We start from the raw sequence: 18,185 nt of genomic DNA, 5'->3' as shown, positions 1-18,185 counted from the left end.
AGATGCTCGGGTCAAGCTCGAACCTGACGGCGCCGCGGTCGGCCGGGCTCAGCCTGCCGGCAGCAATTCCTTGAGACGCAGCAGCGTGATCTTCTCGACCTGTGCCAGTGCCGTTGCGAATTCCTGCGCGGGCGTGTTCTTCAGCCTCTCTGCGAAAGCCGCCAGAATCTGAGCCTTGGTGGCGCCCTTCACTGCCATGATGAAGGGGATGCCGAAGCGGGCCTTGTAGGCCTCGTTCAGGGCGGTGAAGCGCACGCGCTCGTCGCTGCTCAATCGATCAAGCCCCGCCGAAGACTGTTCCTGCGTCGATTCCTCCGTCATCTCTCCGGCCGCAGCGAGCTTGCCGGCGAGATCGGGATGGGCGTTGAGCAGAATCTTCTGCCGCTCGGGCGAGGCCTTGCGCATCGCCGCGACCATCGCGGCATGCAGGCCCTCCGCGGTATCCTGCGCCGCGCCGAGCCCGGCATCGTAGGTCGCCTCGGCGATCCAGGGCGAGTTCTCCCAGACGCGGCCGAAGACTTCGACGAAGAGCGCCTTGGGTAGCTTCGAGGGTACATAGCCGGCCGCCGGGGGTTGCGTCCTGACCCAGTGGCGGGCGATGTCGAGCCGGGTCGCGACCCAGACCCGGTCATGGCTCTTCACGTAGTCGAGAAAGCGGGCGAGTGCCGCGGCCCGGCCCGGACGGCCCACGAGGCGGCAATGGAGGCCGATCGACATCATCTTCGGGGCCGTCTCGCCCTCGGCATAAAGCGTGTCGAAAGAGTCCTTGAGGTAGGTGAAGAACTGCTCGCCGGTGTTGAAGCCCTGCGGCGTGGCGAAGCGCATGTCGTTGGCGTCGAGCGTATAGGGCACGGCCAGCTGCGGACCGTTTTGACCGGCGAGCCAGTAGGGCAATTCGTCGGCATAGACATCTGCGGTGTAGAGGAAGCCGCCTTCCTCCATCGTCAGGGGGATCGTGTTCTCGGACGTGCGGCCCTGGTAGCAGCCGAGCGGCCGTTCCCCGGTAAGCTTGGTCTGGATGCGGATCGCCTCAAGAATGTCGGCGCGTTCGCGCTCCCTGGGAGTGTCGCGATAGTCGATCCATTTCAGGCCGTGGGTCGCGATCTCCCAGCCGGCCTCCTGCATCGAGTCGACGATCTCGGGATAGCGCGCCAGCGCGCTCGCGACGGCGAAAACGGTCACGGGCAGGTTGCGCTCCGTGAACATCCGCCACAGCCGCCAGTAGCCGGCGCGGGAGCCGTATTCATAGATCGACTCCATGTTCATATGGCGCTGGCCCGGCCAAGGGGCCGCGCCGACGATCTCGGAAAGGAAGGCTTCCGAGGCGGCGTCGCCGTGGAGGATGCAGTTCTCGCCGCCTTCCTCGTAGTTGATCACGAACTGGACGGCGATGCGCGCCTCGCCCGGCCAATGCGGGTGAGGGGCATTGCGGCCATAGCCCTTCATGTCGCGCGGATAGGTCGTCTGGGTCATGAGGTCTAGCTGCCGCGATAGGTGGAGTAGCTCCAGGGCGAGGCCAGGAGCGGGACGTGATAGTGCCCTTCGGGCTCGGCGATGCCGAAGCGGATTGGGACGAGATCGAGAAAGGCGGGCTCGGGCAGGGCGCTGCCCAGACCGCGGAAATAGGCGCCGACCGCGAAGCTCAGTTCATAGCTGCCAGGCTGGAGTACCCCGGAGAGCAGCGGGCCATCGGTGCGGCCGTCGGAATTGGTCACGGCCTGGGCCAGCCGCTCGCGCGAGCCGTCGGGATGCAGCCGTTCCAGCGTGATCGCGACACCGGCGGCAGGGCGGCCATTGACCGTGTCGAGCACATGCGTCGAGAGGCGTCCCATTCCCTGCCGTTCTCCTGAAAGCAGCGCCGTCCGGCGCGCATCGATTCCGGAACCCCGTCGTTCTGCGCAACTGTAGAGCGCCATGCGGGAAAATCGATATCGGCTTTTGCGATAAGATCATGTTCCCGGATGTCAAATCTCGGGCGATTTCGGACCCGGCGAAAGCGGGTTAGCTTGGTGGCGCCGGAGCGGCATCCTCCGGATTCGGGATCACCACCAGCCCTCGCGGAGCACAGCGCCATGCTCGAAGCCTATCTGATGGAATGGGGCGGCATGATGCTGCGCTGGCTCCATGTCATCACGGCGATCGCCTGGATCGGTGCCTCCTTCTTCTTCATCCATCTCGACGCCTCGCTGAAGCCGGCCGCGGACATTCCGGCCGGCACAGGCGGGCGCGCCTGGCAGGTCCATGGCGGCGGCTTCTACGAGATGCGCAAATACATGGTCGCGCCCGCCGTGATGCCGGCCGAGCTGACCTGGCACAAATGGCAGAGCTACTGGACCTGGATCTCCGGCTTCTTCCTGCTGGTCTGGGTCTATTACGCGCAGTCGGAGCTCTATCTGATCGATCCGGCGGTGATGCAGCTCTCGCCGCTCGCGGCGGGCGCGATCGGCATCGCGGCGCTGGTCGCCGGCTGGGTGATCTACGACCTGATGTGCAGGTCGCCGCTCGGCCGGCATGACGTCCTGCTCGGACTCATCGGCTTCGGCTATGTCGTCGCAGCGAGCTGGGCTTTCGCCAACGTCTTCTCCGGGCGCGGCGCGCTCATCCATACCGGCGCGCTGATGGCGACGATCATGACCGCCAACGTCTTCTTCAACATCATGCCGGGGCAGCGGAAGGTCATCGCGGCGCTGGTCGCCGGGCAGACGCCCGATCCGAAATACGGCAAGGCCGCCAAGCAGCGCTCGACGCATAACAACTACATCACCCTGCCGGTGCTGTTCCTGATGCTGTCGAACCACTATCCGGTGACCTATGCCAATTCGGCGGTGATCCCGCTGCTGGTGGCGCTGGTGATCGTCGCCGGCGCGCTGATACGGCATTTCTTCAATGTCCGGCACGGCGACCATGCGAAATCGCCCTGGTGGTGCTGGGCAGTGGCGATCCTGGCGCTCTGGCTCGCTTTCTGGGTGGCGATGTCGTCCTCGCCTGGCGGGCGCGAGCAGCTCGGCCTGAAGCCGCGGGAGGTGCCGAAACCTGTCCTGATGGCCGGCATGACACTGCCGCCGGCCGAGGTCTCCAACATCGTGACCGGGCGTTGCGCCATGTGCCATGCGCCCGAGCCATCCTGGCCCGGCATCCAGATCGCGCCGAAGGGCGTGTTGCTGCACGAGCCCGAGCAGATCGCCGTCCACGCCCGCGCCATCCGCACGCAGGCCGTGATGACCCATGCAATGCCCCCGAACAATCTTTCCGGCATGACGCCCGCGGAGCGTCAGGCACTGGCCGGCTGGCTTGCCGCTGCCGCGCGCTGATCTGCCGCCGCCGTCATGCTCGCCCTCGTGGCGAGCATCCACGTCTTGAACACGGTCTTCAACCAACGAAGACGTGGATGGTCGGGGACGAGCCCGACCATGACGGGGATGGCGCTTTGGGGAGCCGTGACAGCGACATAGTCACCCGGATTTCCGCTTTCTTCAGATTGTCCGGAGCTTCGCTCACGGCTGCGTGATTGCGTTCAGATTCGGTTCAGGTGCGCGACAGCAAGGTCCACCCACTGACAGGGCTGGAGACAGGATCCCAGAACGGGACCGTTCGTGCCGAGGACCGTGGGGGTCCATTTGAGACGCGTGGATGCAAGGGGCGCCGGCTACCTGCTGGCGGCCATCGGTTTCGTCGTGGCATGGGGCATCCTGTGCTGGCCCTGGCTTTCGGGGTCGGTGACGATTCCGTTCGACGCGAAGGCGCATTTCCAGGCGCAGGTGCAGTTTCTTGCGAATGCGCTCCATTCCGGTCAGTCGCCCTTCTGGAACCACAACGTTTTCGCCGGCTCGCCGCAGATCGCCGATCCGCAGTCGCTGATCTTCTCGCCTGCGATCCTGCTCGCCCTGCTGTCGCCGGCTCCGAGCTTCCGCGATGTCGACGCCTATGTGCTGGCGCATCTGCTCGCCGGCGGCCTCGCGCTCATCATGTTCTTCCGCGATCGCGGCTGGCATCCGGCCGGCGGCCTGATGGCGGCGCTGGTCTTCGCCTTCGGGGCCTCGGCTGCGTGGCGGGTGCAGCATGTCGGCCAGATCGCGAGCCTCGCCTTCTTCGCCATCGCCTTCTGGCTGACGGCGCGGATGCTGCAGCGTTCCTCGATTCTCTCCGGTGTTTTCGCTGGCCTGGCGGCCGGGCTGATGGTGCTGGAGCCGGATCAGGTCGCCCTGCTCGGCGGCTATGTGCTGTTCGGCATGGTCGTGGCGCATTGGGTCTCCGGTGGCTGGCCGGCTTTTCGCGCGAGCCTGCTGCCGATCGCGGCCGCCAGCGTGGTCGGGCTGGCCGTCATCGTCCTGCCGCTGCTCTGGACCTGGCTCTTCGCCGAGGCGACGACACGGCCCGAGATCGATTTCGGCGTGGCGGCTCGCGGCTCGCTGCACCCTGTGTCGCTGCTCACCGCGTTCATCGGGGACCTGTTCGGCGCCAAGGATCCCAATGTCGAGTTCTGGGGACCCTATAGCGACCCCCAGGTCCTCTACCTGTCGCAGAATATGGCGCAGGTTTATTTCGGCGCGCTGCCGATGCTGCTGCTGCTGGCGCCGGGCCTGACTCGCGGCTGGCTCTGGGACAAGTCGATCCGGCCGCTGACGCTGATGTTCGCCTTCATGGTGCTGTTCGCACTCGGGCGCTACACGCCGCTGTTTCACTTCGCATACGAATATCTGCCGGGCGTGAAGCAGTTCCGCCGGCCGGCCGACGCAACCTTCCTGATCGGCGGGCTGGCGGCGGTGCTCTCCGGCTATGTGCTGCACCGCATCCTGACCGCGGAAGAGGGGACCTCCTTCCGCCGCGATCTCATAATCGGCGCAGGCGTGGTCATGGCCACGGTCATCCTCGCTCTCATCGTCTCGCGCGGTGCGGGCCATCTCGCGGACGCCTGGAGGCCGGTTGCGCTGGCTCTGGGCTGGTTCGCCGTCGCGGGCGGCGCCTTCTTCGCCCTGCAGCGCTGGCGCGGAGCGCTCGGCACTGCCGCCGCCGCGGTTCTGGTCACGGGCGTGGTGGCAGCGGATCTCGGCTTCAACAACGGCCCGAACGAGTCCACGGCGTTGCCGCCGCAGATGTACGATGTGCTGGAACCGGGCACGAAGAACGAGACGATTGCGGTGCTGAAGCACCTGACGTCCCAGCCCGCCGGTTCGCCGCGCCGCGACCGGGTCGAGCTGCTCGGCATGGGCTTCGAGTGGCCGAATGCCGGCATGGTCCATGGCTTCGACCACACGCTCGGCTACAATCCCCTGCGGCTGGAAGATTTCTCCGAGGCCGTGGGTACGGGCGACGGCATCGCAAAGCCGGCGGACCGCAAGTTCACGCCGCTCTTCCCATCCTATCGCTGCCGGCTCGCCAACCTGCTTGGGCTGCGCTACATCGCCTCGCCGGTGCCGATCGATCAGGTCGATCACTCGCTGCGCAGCGGCGATCTCAATCTGGTTGCGCGAACCAAGGAAGGCTATGTCTACGAGAACCCGCATGCGCTGCCGCGGGTGCAGTTCGTGGGCGGCTGGCAGTTCGCCGATTTCGAGAGCATGAAGCTCTCGGGCCGCTGGCCGGACACCGATCCGCAGCAGGCCGTTCTGCTCGATGTCGAGCCGCCCGTCGCGACCCCGGAAGGGCCGGTCGCGGTGCAGGCCGATATCAAGCTGACGCAGTATCGCAACGCGCATGTTGAGATCGAGGTGAGGACGCCTGCGGCCGGATTCGTCGTGCTCAACGACATCTGGCATCCCTGGTGGAAGGTCGAGGTCGATGGGGTCGAGACCGAGATCCTGAAGGCCAATGTGCTGTTCCGCGCGGTGCAGGTGCCGGCTGGCACGCACAAGATCAGGTTCTCCTTCCAGCCGCTCTGGGGCGCACTCGCCGAGCTCAAGGCGCGGATCGAGCCGGAGGAGCCGGAGGATCACCTGCCGCTGCCGCCGATGGATGAGCGCGACGCGCCGCAGGTCGTCAGCGCCCCGCAGGGCAAAGCGCCTGTGCTTGCCGGCCCCTCCGAGAGCGTGCGCCAATCGCTCGGCCTCGGCCTGGCGCAGAGTGCGGCCCATAGTGGTGCTGCCGCCGCCCAGGTTCAGCGCGAGACGATGGCGCATTGAAAAAGCCGCGGCCCTGGCCGCGGCTTCCAGCATTCGGCTGTTTCGGCTTGCTGCCCGCTCAGGCGACGCCGAGCTTCTTCTGCAGGCTCGTCGACGAGGTCGTGTACTGGAAGGTCAGCCGCTTCTCCGGATAGACGTAGCGATGAACCTTCTGCGCGCACAGCGCAGCTTCGTGGAAGCCCGAGAGGATCAGCTTGAGCTTGCCCGGATAGGCGTTGATGTCGCCGACGGCGAAGATGCCGGGCACGCTGGTCTCGAACTTCTCGGTGTCGACGGGGATCAGGTTTTCGTGCAGGTTCAGACCCCAGTCCGCGATCGGGCCGAGCTTCATCGTCAGCCCGAAGAAGGGCAGCATCGTATCGCAGGCGATCTCGAAGGGTGCATTGTCGGTGCCGCGGCAGAGAACGGCCTCGAGCTTGCCGTTCTCGCCCTTGAGCCCCGTGACCTGGCCGAGCTTCATATCCATCTTGCCGTCGGCGACCAGGGCGCGCATCTGCTCGACCGAGTGCGGCGCGGCGCGGAAATCGTCGCGGCGATGAATCAGCGTGACGCGGTTGGCGATAGGTTGCAGGTTCAGCGTCCAGTCGAGGGCGGAGTCGCCACCGCCGATGATCAGGATGTTGCGGCCCCGGAAGGCCTCCATCTTGCGCACGGCGTAGAAGACGGAGCCGTTCTCATAGGCCTCGATGCCGGGAATCGGCGGCTTCTTCGGCTGGAAGGAACCTCCGCCGGCTGCGATGACGACCGTCTTGGTGTCGAAAACCGTACCGGCGTCGGTGGTGACGCGGAAGCGCGGCGCCTCGGCGGTGCCGCATGGCTCGACCGACTCGATCATCTGGTTGAGGTGGAAGGTGGGCCCGAAGGGCTTGATCTGCTCGAGCAGATTGTCGACCAGCGCCTGGCCGGTGACCATCGGGAAGCCCGGAATGTCGTAGATCGGCTTCTCCGGATAGAGCTCCGCGCACTGCCCGCCGACCTTCGGCAGGATGTCGACGAGATGCGCGCGGATGTCGAGCAGGCCGAGTTCGAAGACCGCGAAGAGGCCGCAAGGGCCGGCACCGATGATGACGACGTCGGTGGTAATGACTTCGTTTTCGTTGGCCGCTGCCGCTTCGCTCATAATCCTACCTTCGATCCGGTCCAAACTGTACGGTTTAAAGAACCCAGATTACCGGAGGACATGAGGCCTCAGCAGTCGAATGGCAAGTGCAAAAAGCGCGGGATCAGGCCCCGGTTTCGGCGGTGAGGCCCGCCGCGGCGATGCCGGCGCAGGCCGCAGCCTCGTCATTGTCGGAGGTGTCGCCGGAGATGCCGATGGCGCCGAGAACCGGGCCTTCGGGCGAGCGGATCAGCACGCCGCCGGGCACCGGCACCAGCGAGCCGCCGACCGCATGGGTCGCCGCCTCGACGAAATAGGGGCGATCCAGTGCCATCTTGTGCAGTGCGCGCGAGCCGACACCGAGCGCGATGACGCCATGCGCCTTGCCGAGCGCGATCTCGCCGCGCTTCAGGCTGGTGCCGTCCTGGGCCGCAAAGGCCTTCTGTGCGCCGCGTGCGTCGAGGACGGCGATGGCGAGCGGCTTGAAGCCATTGGCCTCGGCATGGGCGAGCGCCGTCGCGAGGATGGTCTGGGCCTGAGCGAGTGAGAGCATGGGGAACTCCGGGTTGGGGTAAGGCGTTCTTGCCAGCCGCGCGGAAAGCAGGAAAGGGCCTTCCGGCCCTTCACGCGCGATCAGTGGTCAGGTTCCGAGAAAACACCTTTTCCTCCGCAGCTTGCACATAGGGCTGCGACAGGGCTTGATAGCCACCCGACACAAGGAGGCATTCCATGGGTTTGTTCAGTTTCATCAAGGAAGCGGGCGCCAAGATCTTCGGTTCGGGCTCGGCCAAGGCTGCGACCGCCGATGATCTGCAGAAGGAGCTGGCGGGGCACGGATTGCCGTCCGACGTCAACATCCAGATCGATGGCGACAAGGTGAAGGTCTCCGGCAACGCCATGTCGACAGAGCAGGCGGAGAAGATCATCCTGGCGCTCGGCAACACCACCGGCGTGGCGCAGGTCGAATCGGACCTCGCCGTCACGAAGGAGGCGCCTGCTGCCGTGTTCTACACGGTGAAGAAGGGCGACACGCTCTGGAAGATCGCCGAGGAGCATTACGGCAAGGGCCAGGGCGCGAAGTATACCGAGATCGTCAAGGCCAATACGCCGCCGGTAAAGAACCCCGACCTGATCTTGGCGGGCTGGGTGCTGCGCATCCCGCCGCAGGGCTGAGCCTTCAAGCCATCACGCAGCCGCGGGCCATTCGTCCGCGGCTGCTGCCTTTTCGACCGACACCGCTATCCTCCTGCTGGCATACCCTGCCGCGCCGCCCTATGTGGACGGAGCAACAGGACTGAGCGGGAGATGCTGCCCATGATCGTGAACGACCTCGATATCGACGCCGTCAAGGCGGGTCTGAGCGACGGCTCCATCCTGCTCGTCGACGTGCGCGAGCCGCATGAATTCGCGGCGGGACATATTCCGGGCTCGGTCTCGCGGCCGCTCTCGCAATTCGATCCTGCGGACCTGCCGAACGAGCCGGGCAAGCGCGTCGTACTGTCCTGCGCTGCCGGCGTCCGCTCGCGGCGGGCGCTCGAATTCGCGCAGTCGGCAGGTCTCGACATCGACAGCCACTATGCCGGGGGCTTCAAGGATTGGCTGACGCATGGCGAACCGGTCGCGGAGGACTGAGGCTCCGGCCCTGTCCGCGGTCATCGATCTGATGCCGGGCAGCGAGCATCCGATCGTCGATCTCAAGGCGTTCAACGCCGCGATAGCCGACTATGTCGGAGCGGTCCGCGAGATGGACACCTTCAAAGAGAAGAGCCCGGGCGGCGTGCATTTTATCGAGAGCCAGGCGAATTCCTGCCTCGGCAAGCTGCGCGATTTCAGCGAGAAGCTCGCCAAGAGCAAGGGCGATGTCCGGCGCGGCGCGGCCAACGACGCGAACTGGATCGTCAACAACTACAAGACGATGGTCTCGCTCTCGGAGACGGCGATCCGTACGGCGCGCTGAGGCGCCTTGCGCTCAACGCAGCTCGCGACCATGCGCCGGGGGCTGACGCGGCCGCGTTTCTGTTTCAGTCTTTCATCAGACCTAACTGAGGATATGCCTCATGCGTCCCATGAAATTCGGTTTCGGCCAGCCTGTGCGGCGGGTCGAGGATCAACGCCTGACGACCGGGACAGGCCGGTATACTGACGACATCGCCGCAGAAGGTGCGCTGCACGCCTTCGTGCTGCGCTCGCCCTATGCTCATGCCCGCTTTGCGATCGGCGACACCGAGACCGCCCGGAAGCTGAAGGGCGTGAAGCTGATCCTGACCGGGAAGGATGTCGCCGGGTATGGCGATCTGCCCTGCAAGGGGCATGTCAYGACCGTCTCGGGCGAGATGTCGCAATCTCTCCCGGTTCCGGTGCTGCCGGCCGACACGGTCCGTCATGTCGGGGAGGCCGTCGCCTTCATCGTCGCCGAAACGCTGGCGCAGGCGCGTGACGCGGCCGAGGCGATCGAGATCGACTGGAATCCGTTGCCGGCCGTGACCGGCATTGCGGAGGCGTTGGAGCATGGCGCGCCGCAGGTGTGGCCTGACCGGGCGGGCAATGTCGCCTTCGTCGCCGAGCAGGGCGATCGTGAGAGGACCGAGAAGGCCTTCGCCAAGGCGGCGCGCACGGTCTCGCTCACCATCGTCAACAACCGGCTCGCCTCCAACTACATGGAGACGCGCGCCTGCATCGCCGAATACGACAAGGCCGATAAGCGCTGGACGCTGACGCTGGGGAGCCAGGGCAGCCACGGCATGCGCGACCTGATCGCGAATTATGTGCTCAAGGTCGACCCGAAGCGCATTCGCGTGGTGACGCCGGATGTCGGCGGCGGGTTCGGCACCAAGATCTTCCTCTACCGCGAATATCCGCTGGCGATGATCGCGGCCGAGAAGCTGAAGCGTCCGGTGCGCTGGGTCTCCGATCGCAACGAGCATTTCCTGGCCGACACCCATGGCCGCGCCAATCTTTCGACGGCGACGATGGCGCTGGACGCCAAGGGCCGGTTCATCGGTCTCAAGGTCGATCTCTCGGCCGAGATGGGCGCCTGGCTCTCGCAATATGGGCCGTTCATCCCCTGGGTCGGAACCACCATGACGCCCGGCTGCTACAACATCCCGGCCGTGCATGTCGTCTTCCGCGGCGTGCTGACCAACACGACACCGGTCGATGCTTATCGCGGCGCCGGGCGGCCCGAGGCGGCCTATCTGATCGAGCGGCTGGTCGACGCCATCGCGCGCGAAACCGGCAAGACGCCGGATGGGGTGCGGGCGCAGAACTTCGTCAAGCCGTCGGAGATGCCGCACAAGACGCAGACCGGCCCGGTCTACGATTCCGGCGAATTCGAGGGCCATATGCGCAGGGCCATGGAGGTGGCCGATTGGACGGGCTTCAAGGCCCGCCAGAAGGCTTCGGCCAAGGCCGGCAAGATCCGCGGCATCGGCATGGCCAGCTATATCGAGGCCTGCGGCGGCGGCGGCCCGGAAAGCTCGACCGTGATCCTAGAGAAGGACGGCACCGTCACGGTGCTGATCGGCACCCAGTCGAACGGGCAGGGGCATGAGACGGCCTATTCGCAGCTGGTCTCGCAGCATCTCGACATCCCGATGGATCGCATCCGTGTGGTGCAGGGCGATACAGACCGCGTCGAGACAGGCTCCGGCACCGGCGGTTCCCGCTCGATCCCCGTCGGCGGCGCGGCGCTGAACAAGGCGACGGAGATTCTCACCGACAACCTCAAGCAACTCGCTTCCGAGAAGCTCGAGGCCGCCTTGGGCGATCTCGAGGTCGCCAACGGCGCCGTCCGCATCGTCGGCACCGACAAGTCGCTCGACCTCGCCGCCATCGCGGCTCTGCCGGGCGCGACGCCGGCCATGCTCAAGGTCCATCAGAGCTGGACGCCGCCGGAGGCGACCTATCCGAACGGCACCCATGTCTGCGAGTTGGAAATCGATCCGGGGACCGGGGGGACCGAGATCCTGAACTACGTCGTGGTCGATGATTTCGGCGTGACGCTGAACCCGCTGATGCTGCAGGGGCAGGTGCATGGCGGCTCGGCCCAGGGCATCGGCCAGGCGTTGATGGAGGAAATCCGCTTCGATCCCGAGGGCCAGATGCTGACTGCGACCTTCATGGACTACGCCTTGCCGCGAGCGGTCGACATCCCGAATTTCCATTTCGAGACGCGCAATGTCCGCTGCATCACCAACGCCATCGGCGTGAAAGGCGCGGGCGAGGCCGGCGCGATCGGCGCCTGCCCGGCCGTGATGAACGCCATGGTCGACGCGCTCGACCGTGCCGCCGGCATCAAGGCCATGGACATGCCGGCGACGCCGCTCAAGGTGTTCACTGCGCTGAAAGAAGCTGGCTACCGACTTTGATGCAAGGATTAACTTGCGATTTTGCAAGCTCGCTCACGCAAAAGCTATTTGGATGTGTTGTGATCATCGTTTGATTTGGACGCGTTCTAAGCCGCGCCACTCGGCACTGGCTCGTCTCAAAGGGAAACTGAATGATCCGCACCGCTTTTGTGCTCGCCGGCCTTGGGCTTGGCATCACCGCCGTCCTGGCGCAATCAAATCCCATCGCGGAGCGCCAGCAGGCGATGAAGGCGCTCGGCGCTGCCACGCGCGAAGGCGCAGCTATGGCCAAGGGCGAAGCCCCCTTTGACGCCACCAAGGCGCAGGCCGTCTTCAAGACCTATGCCGACACAGCGAAGAAGGTGCCGACCCTCTTCCCCGACAGTTCCAAGACCGGCGGCGAGACCACTGCCTCGCCGAAGATCTGGGAGGACCAGGCTGGCTTCAAGGCCGCCTTCGTGAAGTTCGAGAGCGATGCCGCAGCCGGCGCGAATGTGGCCAGCCTCGACGGCTTCCGCACCGCCTTCGGCGCGGCGACCAAGAATTGCGGCGCCTGCCACGAGGCCTATCGCATCAAGAAGTGAGGCCTCTGCCCGTGCGGAGAGCCGGAAGCGGGCGCCAAAATTGGCCGCCCGCTTTTTCATGACCTCGTTTCCCGGCTTGCGGCAGCCGTCGCGCTTGCGCCACGTTACAACTGTCGCGGTTCGAAGCTGGCGGCCGCCCGGGCCGACCGAACCGCCCTGCTGATTGCGCCTTGGAGATGCCGATGCTGATGCTGCGCCGCCTATTCGTCACCCTCGTCGTGCTGGCGGCGCTCGCTTTCGCCGGCTTCTACGTCCTCACCGACCCGCGCGTGGTCTCGCCTTCGCCGGAGATCGGCGCGCTGCCGGCCGCGGATATCGAGAACGGCAAACTGCTGTTTTCGGCGGGCGGCTGCGCCTCCTGCCATGCCACGCCCGGCCACGACGACAAGCTGAAGCTCGGCGGCGGATTGGCGCTGACCTCCCCCTTCGGCACTTTCCATGCGCCCAATATCTCGCCGCATACGCGCGACGGCATCGGCAACTGGGGCGTGCAGGACTTCGTCGATGCGATGGCGGCCGGCGTCTCGCCGCGCGGCCAGCATCTCTACCCGGCTTTTCCCTACACGTCTTATCGGCTGATTCCGCCGAGGGCGCTGGCCGATCTCTTCGCCTATATCCGCACGCTGGCTCCGGTGGAGGGCAGGGCGCCGCCGCATGAGCTGCCGTTCCCCTTCAACATCCGCCGCATGGTCGGCGGCTGGAAGCTGCTGTTCTTCGAAGGCGCGCCCTTCCGGCCCGATCAGTCGAAGAGCGAGGCCTGGAATCGCGGCGCCTATCTCGTCAATGGTCCCGGCCACTGCGCCGAATGCCATTCGGCCCGCAATGTGCTCGGCGCGATCGTGCCGGCGACCCGCTTCGCCGGCGGTCCGGACCCGGAAGGCAAGGGCTGGGTGCCGAACATCACCCAGTCCGAGAACGGGCTGGCGAAGTGGTCGAAGGAGGAGATCGCCGAGCTCCTCAAGACCGGCTTCACCCCGAGCTTCGACAGCGTCGGCGGCTCGATGGGCGCGGTGGTGCGCAACATGGCGCAGCTTCCCGACGCCGACCGCATGGCGATGGCGGAATATCTGAAGTCGCTGCCGCCGGTCGAAGGCCCGCCGCGACCGCAGACGAAGTAGCGGCGATCCGGATCGAATGCCGTTATCGCGGACGCCCTGGCCGATGCAGAGCAATGCCCCTAACGTCGCCTGATGCGCTTCAAGGCTCTGATGGTCGACGTCGATGGCGTCGTGATCGTGCATCCCGATCCGCGGGGATGGTCCGCTCATCTCGAACGCGATCTCGGCCTGTCGCCGGAGGTGCTGCAGGCGGCGTTCTTCCGGCCGCACTGGCAGGATGTCGTCCTCGGCCGCGCGGCTCTGCGCGACCGTCTCGGGCCGGTGCTATCCGAGATAGCGCCACATCTCAGCCCGGAGGCGCTGACTCGCTATTGGTTCGCGAACGATGCCCATCTCGATCGGCACCTGCTGGAGCAGTTGAAACCGATCAGGGCTGGCGGGGTGGAGCTTCACCTCGCCACGGTGCAGGAGCATGAGCGGGCGCGGCACATCTGGGAGGAGCTCGCGCTGAGAGACCGTTTCGACGGGATGCATTATGCGGCGGCGCTCGGCGCGGCCAAGCCGGATGCCCGGTTCTTCGCGGCAGTCGAAGCAGGGAGCGGCTTCCGGGCCGACGAGGTGTTCTTCATCGACGACAAGCAGGCAAATGTCGACGGCTCGGCTGTGTGGATGGAGCGCGGCTCTGTGGGACGGGGGCCGGCCGCTCGCCGCCCTGATGGCGGAAGCGGCGGAGCGCTCATAGCGAGGGTGAGACCCTAGGCGGCTTTGGCCGCCTGCCCGGGCTTGGCGCTCTCGATGCGGTTGCGGCCGTGCGTCTTGGCCCGGTAGAGCGCGTGGTCGGCGGCGGCGAGCAGGGCGACCAGATCGGCCTGCTGCGCCTTGGCCTCGGCAAGGCCGATGCTGACCGTCGCAGGAATTCCCAGTCCATCGCTCTGCGCCGCTTTTTCGGCGAACCGCTGTGCGATGCCCTGCGCGATCGTGCGCGCCTCCTCGCCATTCCTGTTCGGCAGCAGGATCGCGAATTCCTCTCCGCCGAGGCGTGCGCTGATCGCCTCGGGCCCGGCGATGTCTTTGGCGGTGCTGGCGAAGAGTCTCAGAACGCGGTCGCCCGCCTCGTGTCCGTAGCGGTCGTTGATGGCTTTGAAGTGGTCGAGATCGATGGCGAGCAGCGAGTGCGCGGCGCCCGTGTCGTGACGACTGAGGCTTCTGGGCGCGAGTTCGAAGAAACCCTGGCGGTTGTTGAGCCCTGTGAGAAAGTCGGTGCGGGTCGTCGCGAGAAGGCGCGCGCGATCCTCCTCGCGCACGAGCGCCAGCAGCGACATCGACATCGCCACGGCAAAGAGCACTGCTTCATACATCGTGATCGCCGCGACGGTGGCCAGGACATGGTCGCCATGGATCGCCGCCAGGACCGGAACGACGAAGGTGCGGCCGCCATAGAACAGGCTGTGGCCGGCGAAGACGGCGATTGCGATCGGGCGAGAGCGCAGTCTTCTGGCGGTCCGGCTACGAAGCAGTGCGAGCGCAGTGACCGCGCAGACGACTGCGATGGGAAATGCGCTGACATGGTTCCAGAGCAAGGCCGCCGCGCCAGTCCCGGCGGCGAACCAGGCGGCGCCGATGGCCGCCAGCAGACCCGCGATGAGGGCGGGATGCAGTTTCCGGCTATCGAAAGCCAGCGTCCCTTGCAGCACCAGCAGGTAGCCGAACATCATCACGATATTGGTCAGGGCAGGGCCGGATACGCCGGGAAGGGCGTTGCGGTTCATCGCCAGGATGCCGCCAGCGGCGAACACGGCATAGGCCGCGGCCCAGAGCCCGAGTTCGCGCGAGCGCTGCGCATGCGCCTTGCGCTCCCAAAGGGTCATCGCGGCGGCGACGAGCAGCGTGCCGGTCGTCAGATACCAGAGGGTTGCAAGATCCATCGGTATCGCCGTCAGCAGCACCTGTGTTCGGTTTCAGTCATGATCGAACGCTCCCAGCTCCCCAGCCCGGGCAATCTGGGGCAGATAAGTTAATTACAGCTTGTGGGAACGCCGAGGAAACCGTTCACCGGTCATGTCATCCACCGGCGTTTCTGCGCAAGGAGGCCGATGGCCAGCCGCGGCCTGCTCGGGCCGCCGCGTGCTACTCCATCACCGCAGCCTTGAGGATGCAGACCATCAGGGCATTGCCCGCCTCGTTGCCGACGCAGCGGACGACGTGGCGCCGGTCGCAGCGATAGCGCAAGGTCTCGCCGGCCTTGGCGCGCTGGACGATGTCGCCGACCTCGACCTCGAATTCGCCTGACGTCACCGAGAGCGACTCGATCGAGCCGCGCTGGTGGCCCTCGGAATCGAGCTCGCCGCCGGGCTCGGCAGTGACCTCGTACCATTGCAGCCATTCGACGGTCTTGATCCAGCCGACAATGGCGAGACGGAGCTTGCCATCCTCGGAAACGAGGATGGGCGTGTCGGCGCGGGTGGTCTTCTCGATGAAGGGCTCTTCCTCCCCGCTGGAGAGGACGCGTTCGATCGAGATGTCGAGCGCCTGCGACAGCCGCCAGATCGTCGCGAGCGTCGGGTTGGTCTCGTTGCGCTCGATCTGGCTAATGATCGACTTGGCGACGCCGGACTGCTCGGCGAGGTCCGACAGCGAGAAGTTATAGGCCTTGCGCAGGCGCTGGATCGTTTTGCCGAGCTGGCCCGAGATCACCTGAGCCCCGGATTCAAGCTCCCGCCCGCCGCGCTCTTTCGTCTCGATTCCCATGAATTCGGCCCCTTTCGACTGTGAGGCCGTTTGTAACGGCGGACGATCGTTTGAACAAGCGAACAATGCCGAAGACTGCCTTCGGGCCGGAATGCGGGGGATGGAGGCAGCGTTCGACGCTCAGGTGATGCGGCTGGGGCCGACCTCGCGCTGCTCGCGCCGGGCGAGGCCGAGCTGGCGTTCGCGCAGGATCACATAGATGCCGGAACTGATGACGATGAAGGCGCCGATCACGATCGCCATCGCCGGCCATTCGCCGAACCAGAACCAGCCGATCGCCACCGCCCAGAGCATGGTCGAGTATTCGAAGGGCGCGATCAGCGAGGCGTCGCCGTAGCGATAGGCCTGCACGATCAGGATCTGGCCGAGCCCGCCGAGGATGCCGATGAGGACCATCATGGCCGCGTCCTTGATATCGGGCAGGTTCCAGCCGAGCAGGATGGTGGAGAGGCCGAGCAGGCTGGTCAGCAGCATGAAGTAGAAGACGATGGCGCCCGTGCGCTCGGTCTGCGTGAGGAGCCGGACCTCGACCGAGGCAAAGGCCGAGCAGAAGGCGCCGGCGAGGCCGAGCGCGGCGCCGATCGCAGCGTTACCGCCGACCGGATGGCTGCCGGCGCCGAGATGCGGCGAGAGCATGATGACGACGCCGACGAAGCCGATCGTCACTGCCGTCCAGCGATAGATGCGCACCTTCTCCTTGAGCACGAGCGCGGCGAGCACGACCACGGCGAGCGGCGCGGCATAGCCGATGGCGACCGCCTCGGAGAGGGGCAGGAACTGCAGGGCCGCGAAGCCGCAGAACATGCCGGTGGAGCCCATGATGCCGCGCTTGAGATGGCCGCGCAGATTGCCGGTCTTCAGCGCCGCCGGCAGCTCGGATCGCCAGGCGAGCCAGATGAGCAGCGGAATCATCGCGAAGAAGGAGCGGATGAAGACGATCTCGCCCGTCGGATAACGCGTCGAGATCGACTTGATGCCGGCAGACATCAGCGTGAACGCCAGCGCCGAGATCAGTTTGAGGGTGATGCCGAGAAAAGGAGACAACGGAGCGCGCGGCGGGAGGGCAGGAACGGTTTCGGTCGAAACCGTTCCTCCTTAGACCATGTCGAAGCCGGGAAGCGAAGCGTGAACTCTGCAGCCCGGCCCGGTGCCCGGCGCACGACGCTTCAGTTCGGAGTCCGAACGGGACAGGCGTCATTCTCGGGCGAAGCGAAGCTTCTACCCGAGAACCTCTCGCCGGCAAAGGTGCAAGAGACTTCGTGTCACGAGATGCCCGGGTCAAGCCCGAGCATGACGGAGCCCGGCGGCGCGGCTCAGAACGTGCCGCGGAAGGCGCCACCGTCGATCAGGAAATTCTGGCCTGTGATGTAGCCGGCGTTGGTACTGGCGAGAAAGGCGCAGAGCTTGCCGAACTCGTCCGGCGTGCCCAGGCGCCCGGCCGGGACCGCAGCGAGGCGTCTCTTGGTGGCTTCCTCGATGCTGATGCCCTGCATCTCGGCGACCTTGTTGGTCGCGGTCTTGATCCGGTCGGTGTCGAAAACGCCCGGCAGGATGTTGTTGATGGTGACATTGGCATGCGCGACCTCGCGCGCGACGCCGGAGAGAAACGCGGTGAGGCCGGCGCGGGCGGCGGAGGAGACGTCGAGGCCGGTCAGAGGCGTGACGACGCTCGCCGAGGTGATGTTGACGATGCGGCCGAAGCGCCGCTCGATCATGCCGTCGATGACGCGCTGAACCAGCTCCAGCGGCGTCGCCATGTTCTGCACGACGCCTTCGAGCAGGCCCTCGCGCGTCACCTGGCGGAAGGGCTTCGGCGGCGGGCCGCCATTGTTGTTGACGAGGATGTCGGGATTGGGAGCAGCTGCCAGCAGGGCATCCTGGCCGGCCTTGGTCGAGACGTCGGCGACAACGGCGATGACCGTCGCACCGGTCCTGGCACGGATCTCGCTGGCGGTCGCTTCCAGGGTTGCAGCGTCGCGGCCGTTGATCACGACCGTGCAGCCGGCGTCGGCGAGAGCTTCGGCGCAGCCGCGGCCGAGCCCCTTGCTGGAGGCGCAGACGATGGCCGTGCGGCCCGAAATTCCAAGATCCATCAGATTCCTCCGTAAGCTCGGCAGGCTGCCGTCACGCGGCCGCTGGTCGGCAAGCCTGACCATGGATTGGACGCGCCGTCATCAAAGCGCAACGCAAATCAGACACACGCCCGGAGCATCGCAACAGCGGGGGCTCTC

17 protein-coding genes are annotated in these 18,185 nt (G+C 66.0%); 9 read left to right on the top strand and 8 right to left on the bottom strand.

All coding sequences use genetic code 11. The annotated features are described in order from the left end of the window. Nucleotides 1-48 precede the first annotated feature (48 nt). Nucleotides 49-1,473 (bottom strand): allantoinase PuuE, encoded by a 1,425-nt coding sequence (gene puuE / locus AC1DDA_RS11680; protein ID WP_476795860.1) that lies wholly within the window; start codon nt 1,471-1,473, stop codon nt 49-51. Nucleotides 1,474-1,478: 5 nt separating this feature from the next. Beyond that, nucleotides 1,479-1,832, bottom strand: a complete 354-nt coding sequence (uraH, locus tag AC1DDA_RS11675; protein WP_476795859.1) for a hydroxyisourate hydrolase — start codon at nt 1,830-1,832, stop codon at nt 1,479-1,481. 240 nt (nt 1,833-2,072) lie between these two features. Between uraH and AC1DDA_RS11670 the strand changes: the two genes are divergently transcribed. Beyond that, the gene (locus AC1DDA_RS11670; RefSeq protein WP_476795858.1) at nt 2,073-3,311 is read left to right on the top strand and encodes a urate hydroxylase PuuD; all 1,239 of its coding nucleotides are present in this window, start codon (nt 2,073-2,075) and stop codon (nt 3,309-3,311) included. Between the two features lie 315 nt (nt 3,312-3,626). Further along, entirely contained in the window at nt 3,627-6,119 is a 2,493-nt protein-coding gene (locus AC1DDA_RS11665; protein ID WP_476795857.1) for a hypothetical protein, read from the top strand. A 58-nt stretch (nt 6,120-6,177) separates the two neighbouring features. Here the strand turns inward: AC1DDA_RS11665 and AC1DDA_RS11660 are convergent, their stop codons facing one another. Both AC1DDA_RS11660 and AC1DDA_RS11655 read right to left on the bottom strand, forming a co-directional pair. Further along, a complete protein-coding gene (locus AC1DDA_RS11660; RefSeq protein WP_476795856.1) occupies nt 6,178-7,239 on the bottom strand; it encodes an NAD(P)/FAD-dependent oxidoreductase in 1,062 nt (353 codons plus the stop codon). A gap of 103 nt (nt 7,240-7,342) precedes the next feature. Beyond that, nucleotides 7,343-7,771 carry a GlcG/HbpS family heme-binding protein gene (locus tag AC1DDA_RS11655; RefSeq protein ID WP_441513744.1) on the bottom strand — a complete coding sequence of 143 codons (429 nt, stop codon included), beginning with the start codon at nt 7,769-7,771 and terminating at the stop codon, nt 7,343-7,345. Nucleotides 7,772-7,947: 176 nt separating this feature from the next. On the opposite strand from AC1DDA_RS11655, the gene lysM reads away from it, so the two are divergent. From lysM to AC1DDA_RS11620, 7 genes are all read left to right on the top strand, one after another. After that, nucleotides 7,948-8,391 carry a peptidoglycan-binding protein LysM gene (gene lysM / locus AC1DDA_RS11650; protein ID WP_476795855.1) on the top strand — a complete coding sequence of 148 codons (444 nt, stop codon included), beginning with the start codon at nt 7,948-7,950 and terminating at the stop codon, nt 8,389-8,391. A 141-nt stretch (nt 8,392-8,532) separates the two neighbouring features. Then, nucleotides 8,533-8,850 carry a rhodanese-like domain-containing protein gene (locus AC1DDA_RS11645; RefSeq protein ID WP_441513742.1) on the top strand — a complete coding sequence of 106 codons (318 nt, stop codon included), beginning with the start codon at nt 8,533-8,535 and terminating at the stop codon, nt 8,848-8,850. Beyond that, on the top strand, nt 8,825-9,175 hold the full coding sequence (locus tag AC1DDA_RS11640) for a hypothetical protein (protein ID WP_476795854.1): 351 nt from the start codon (nt 8,825-8,827) through the stop codon (nt 9,173-9,175). The genes AC1DDA_RS11645 and AC1DDA_RS11640 overlap by 26 nt, the downstream gene beginning before the upstream one ends. A 100-nt stretch (nt 9,176-9,275) precedes the next feature. Further along, nucleotides 9,276-11,585 carry a xanthine dehydrogenase family protein molybdopterin-binding subunit gene (locus tag AC1DDA_RS11635; protein WP_476795853.1) on the top strand — a complete coding sequence of 770 codons (2,310 nt, stop codon included), beginning with the start codon at nt 9,276-9,278 and terminating at the stop codon, nt 11,583-11,585. Nucleotides 11,586-11,716: 131 nt separating this feature from the next. Next, the gene (locus AC1DDA_RS11630; protein WP_441513739.1) at nt 11,717-12,148 is read left to right on the top strand and encodes a c-type cytochrome; all 432 of its coding nucleotides are present in this window, start codon (nt 11,717-11,719) and stop codon (nt 12,146-12,148) included. Between the two features lie 188 nt (nt 12,149-12,336). Continuing rightward, the gene (locus tag AC1DDA_RS11625) at nt 12,337-13,266 is read left to right on the top strand and encodes a c-type cytochrome (RefSeq protein WP_476796187.1); all 930 of its coding nucleotides are present in this window, start codon (nt 12,337-12,339) and stop codon (nt 13,264-13,266) included. Nucleotides 13,267-13,356: 90 nt separating this feature from the next. Further along, nucleotides 13,357-13,965, top strand: a complete 609-nt coding sequence (locus tag AC1DDA_RS11620) for an HAD-IA family hydrolase (protein WP_476795852.1) — start codon at nt 13,357-13,359, stop codon at nt 13,963-13,965. Here AC1DDA_RS11620 and AC1DDA_RS11615 read toward each other — a convergent pair. From AC1DDA_RS11615 to AC1DDA_RS11600, 4 genes are all read right to left on the bottom strand, one after another. Next, nucleotides 13,962-15,131: a GGDEF domain-containing protein gene (locus AC1DDA_RS11615; protein WP_476795851.1), complete on the bottom strand. Its 1,170-nt coding sequence runs from the start codon at nt 15,129-15,131 to the stop codon at nt 13,962-13,964. The two genes, AC1DDA_RS11620 and AC1DDA_RS11615, sit on opposite strands and share 4 nt — an antisense overlap. A gap of 202 nt (nt 15,132-15,333) precedes the next feature. Continuing rightward, nucleotides 15,334-15,954, bottom strand: coding sequence for a helix-turn-helix domain-containing protein (locus AC1DDA_RS11610; protein ID WP_476795850.1), 621 nt, complete (start codon nt 15,952-15,954; stop codon nt 15,334-15,336). Between the two features lie 120 nt (nt 15,955-16,074). Beyond that, the gene (locus AC1DDA_RS11605; protein ID WP_476795849.1) at nt 16,075-16,998 is read right to left on the bottom strand and encodes a DMT family transporter; all 924 of its coding nucleotides are present in this window, start codon (nt 16,996-16,998) and stop codon (nt 16,075-16,077) included. Between the two features lie 269 nt (nt 16,999-17,267). Then, on the bottom strand, nt 17,268-18,047 hold the full coding sequence (locus AC1DDA_RS11600) for an SDR family oxidoreductase (RefSeq protein ID WP_441513735.1): 780 nt from the start codon (nt 18,045-18,047) through the stop codon (nt 17,268-17,270). Between the last annotated feature and the right edge of the window lie 138 nt (nt 18,048-18,185).

The organism is Allobosea sp. 10N428 (genome assembly GCF_056394545.1).
This window is presented reverse-complemented; position numbering and strand designations above follow the sequence as displayed.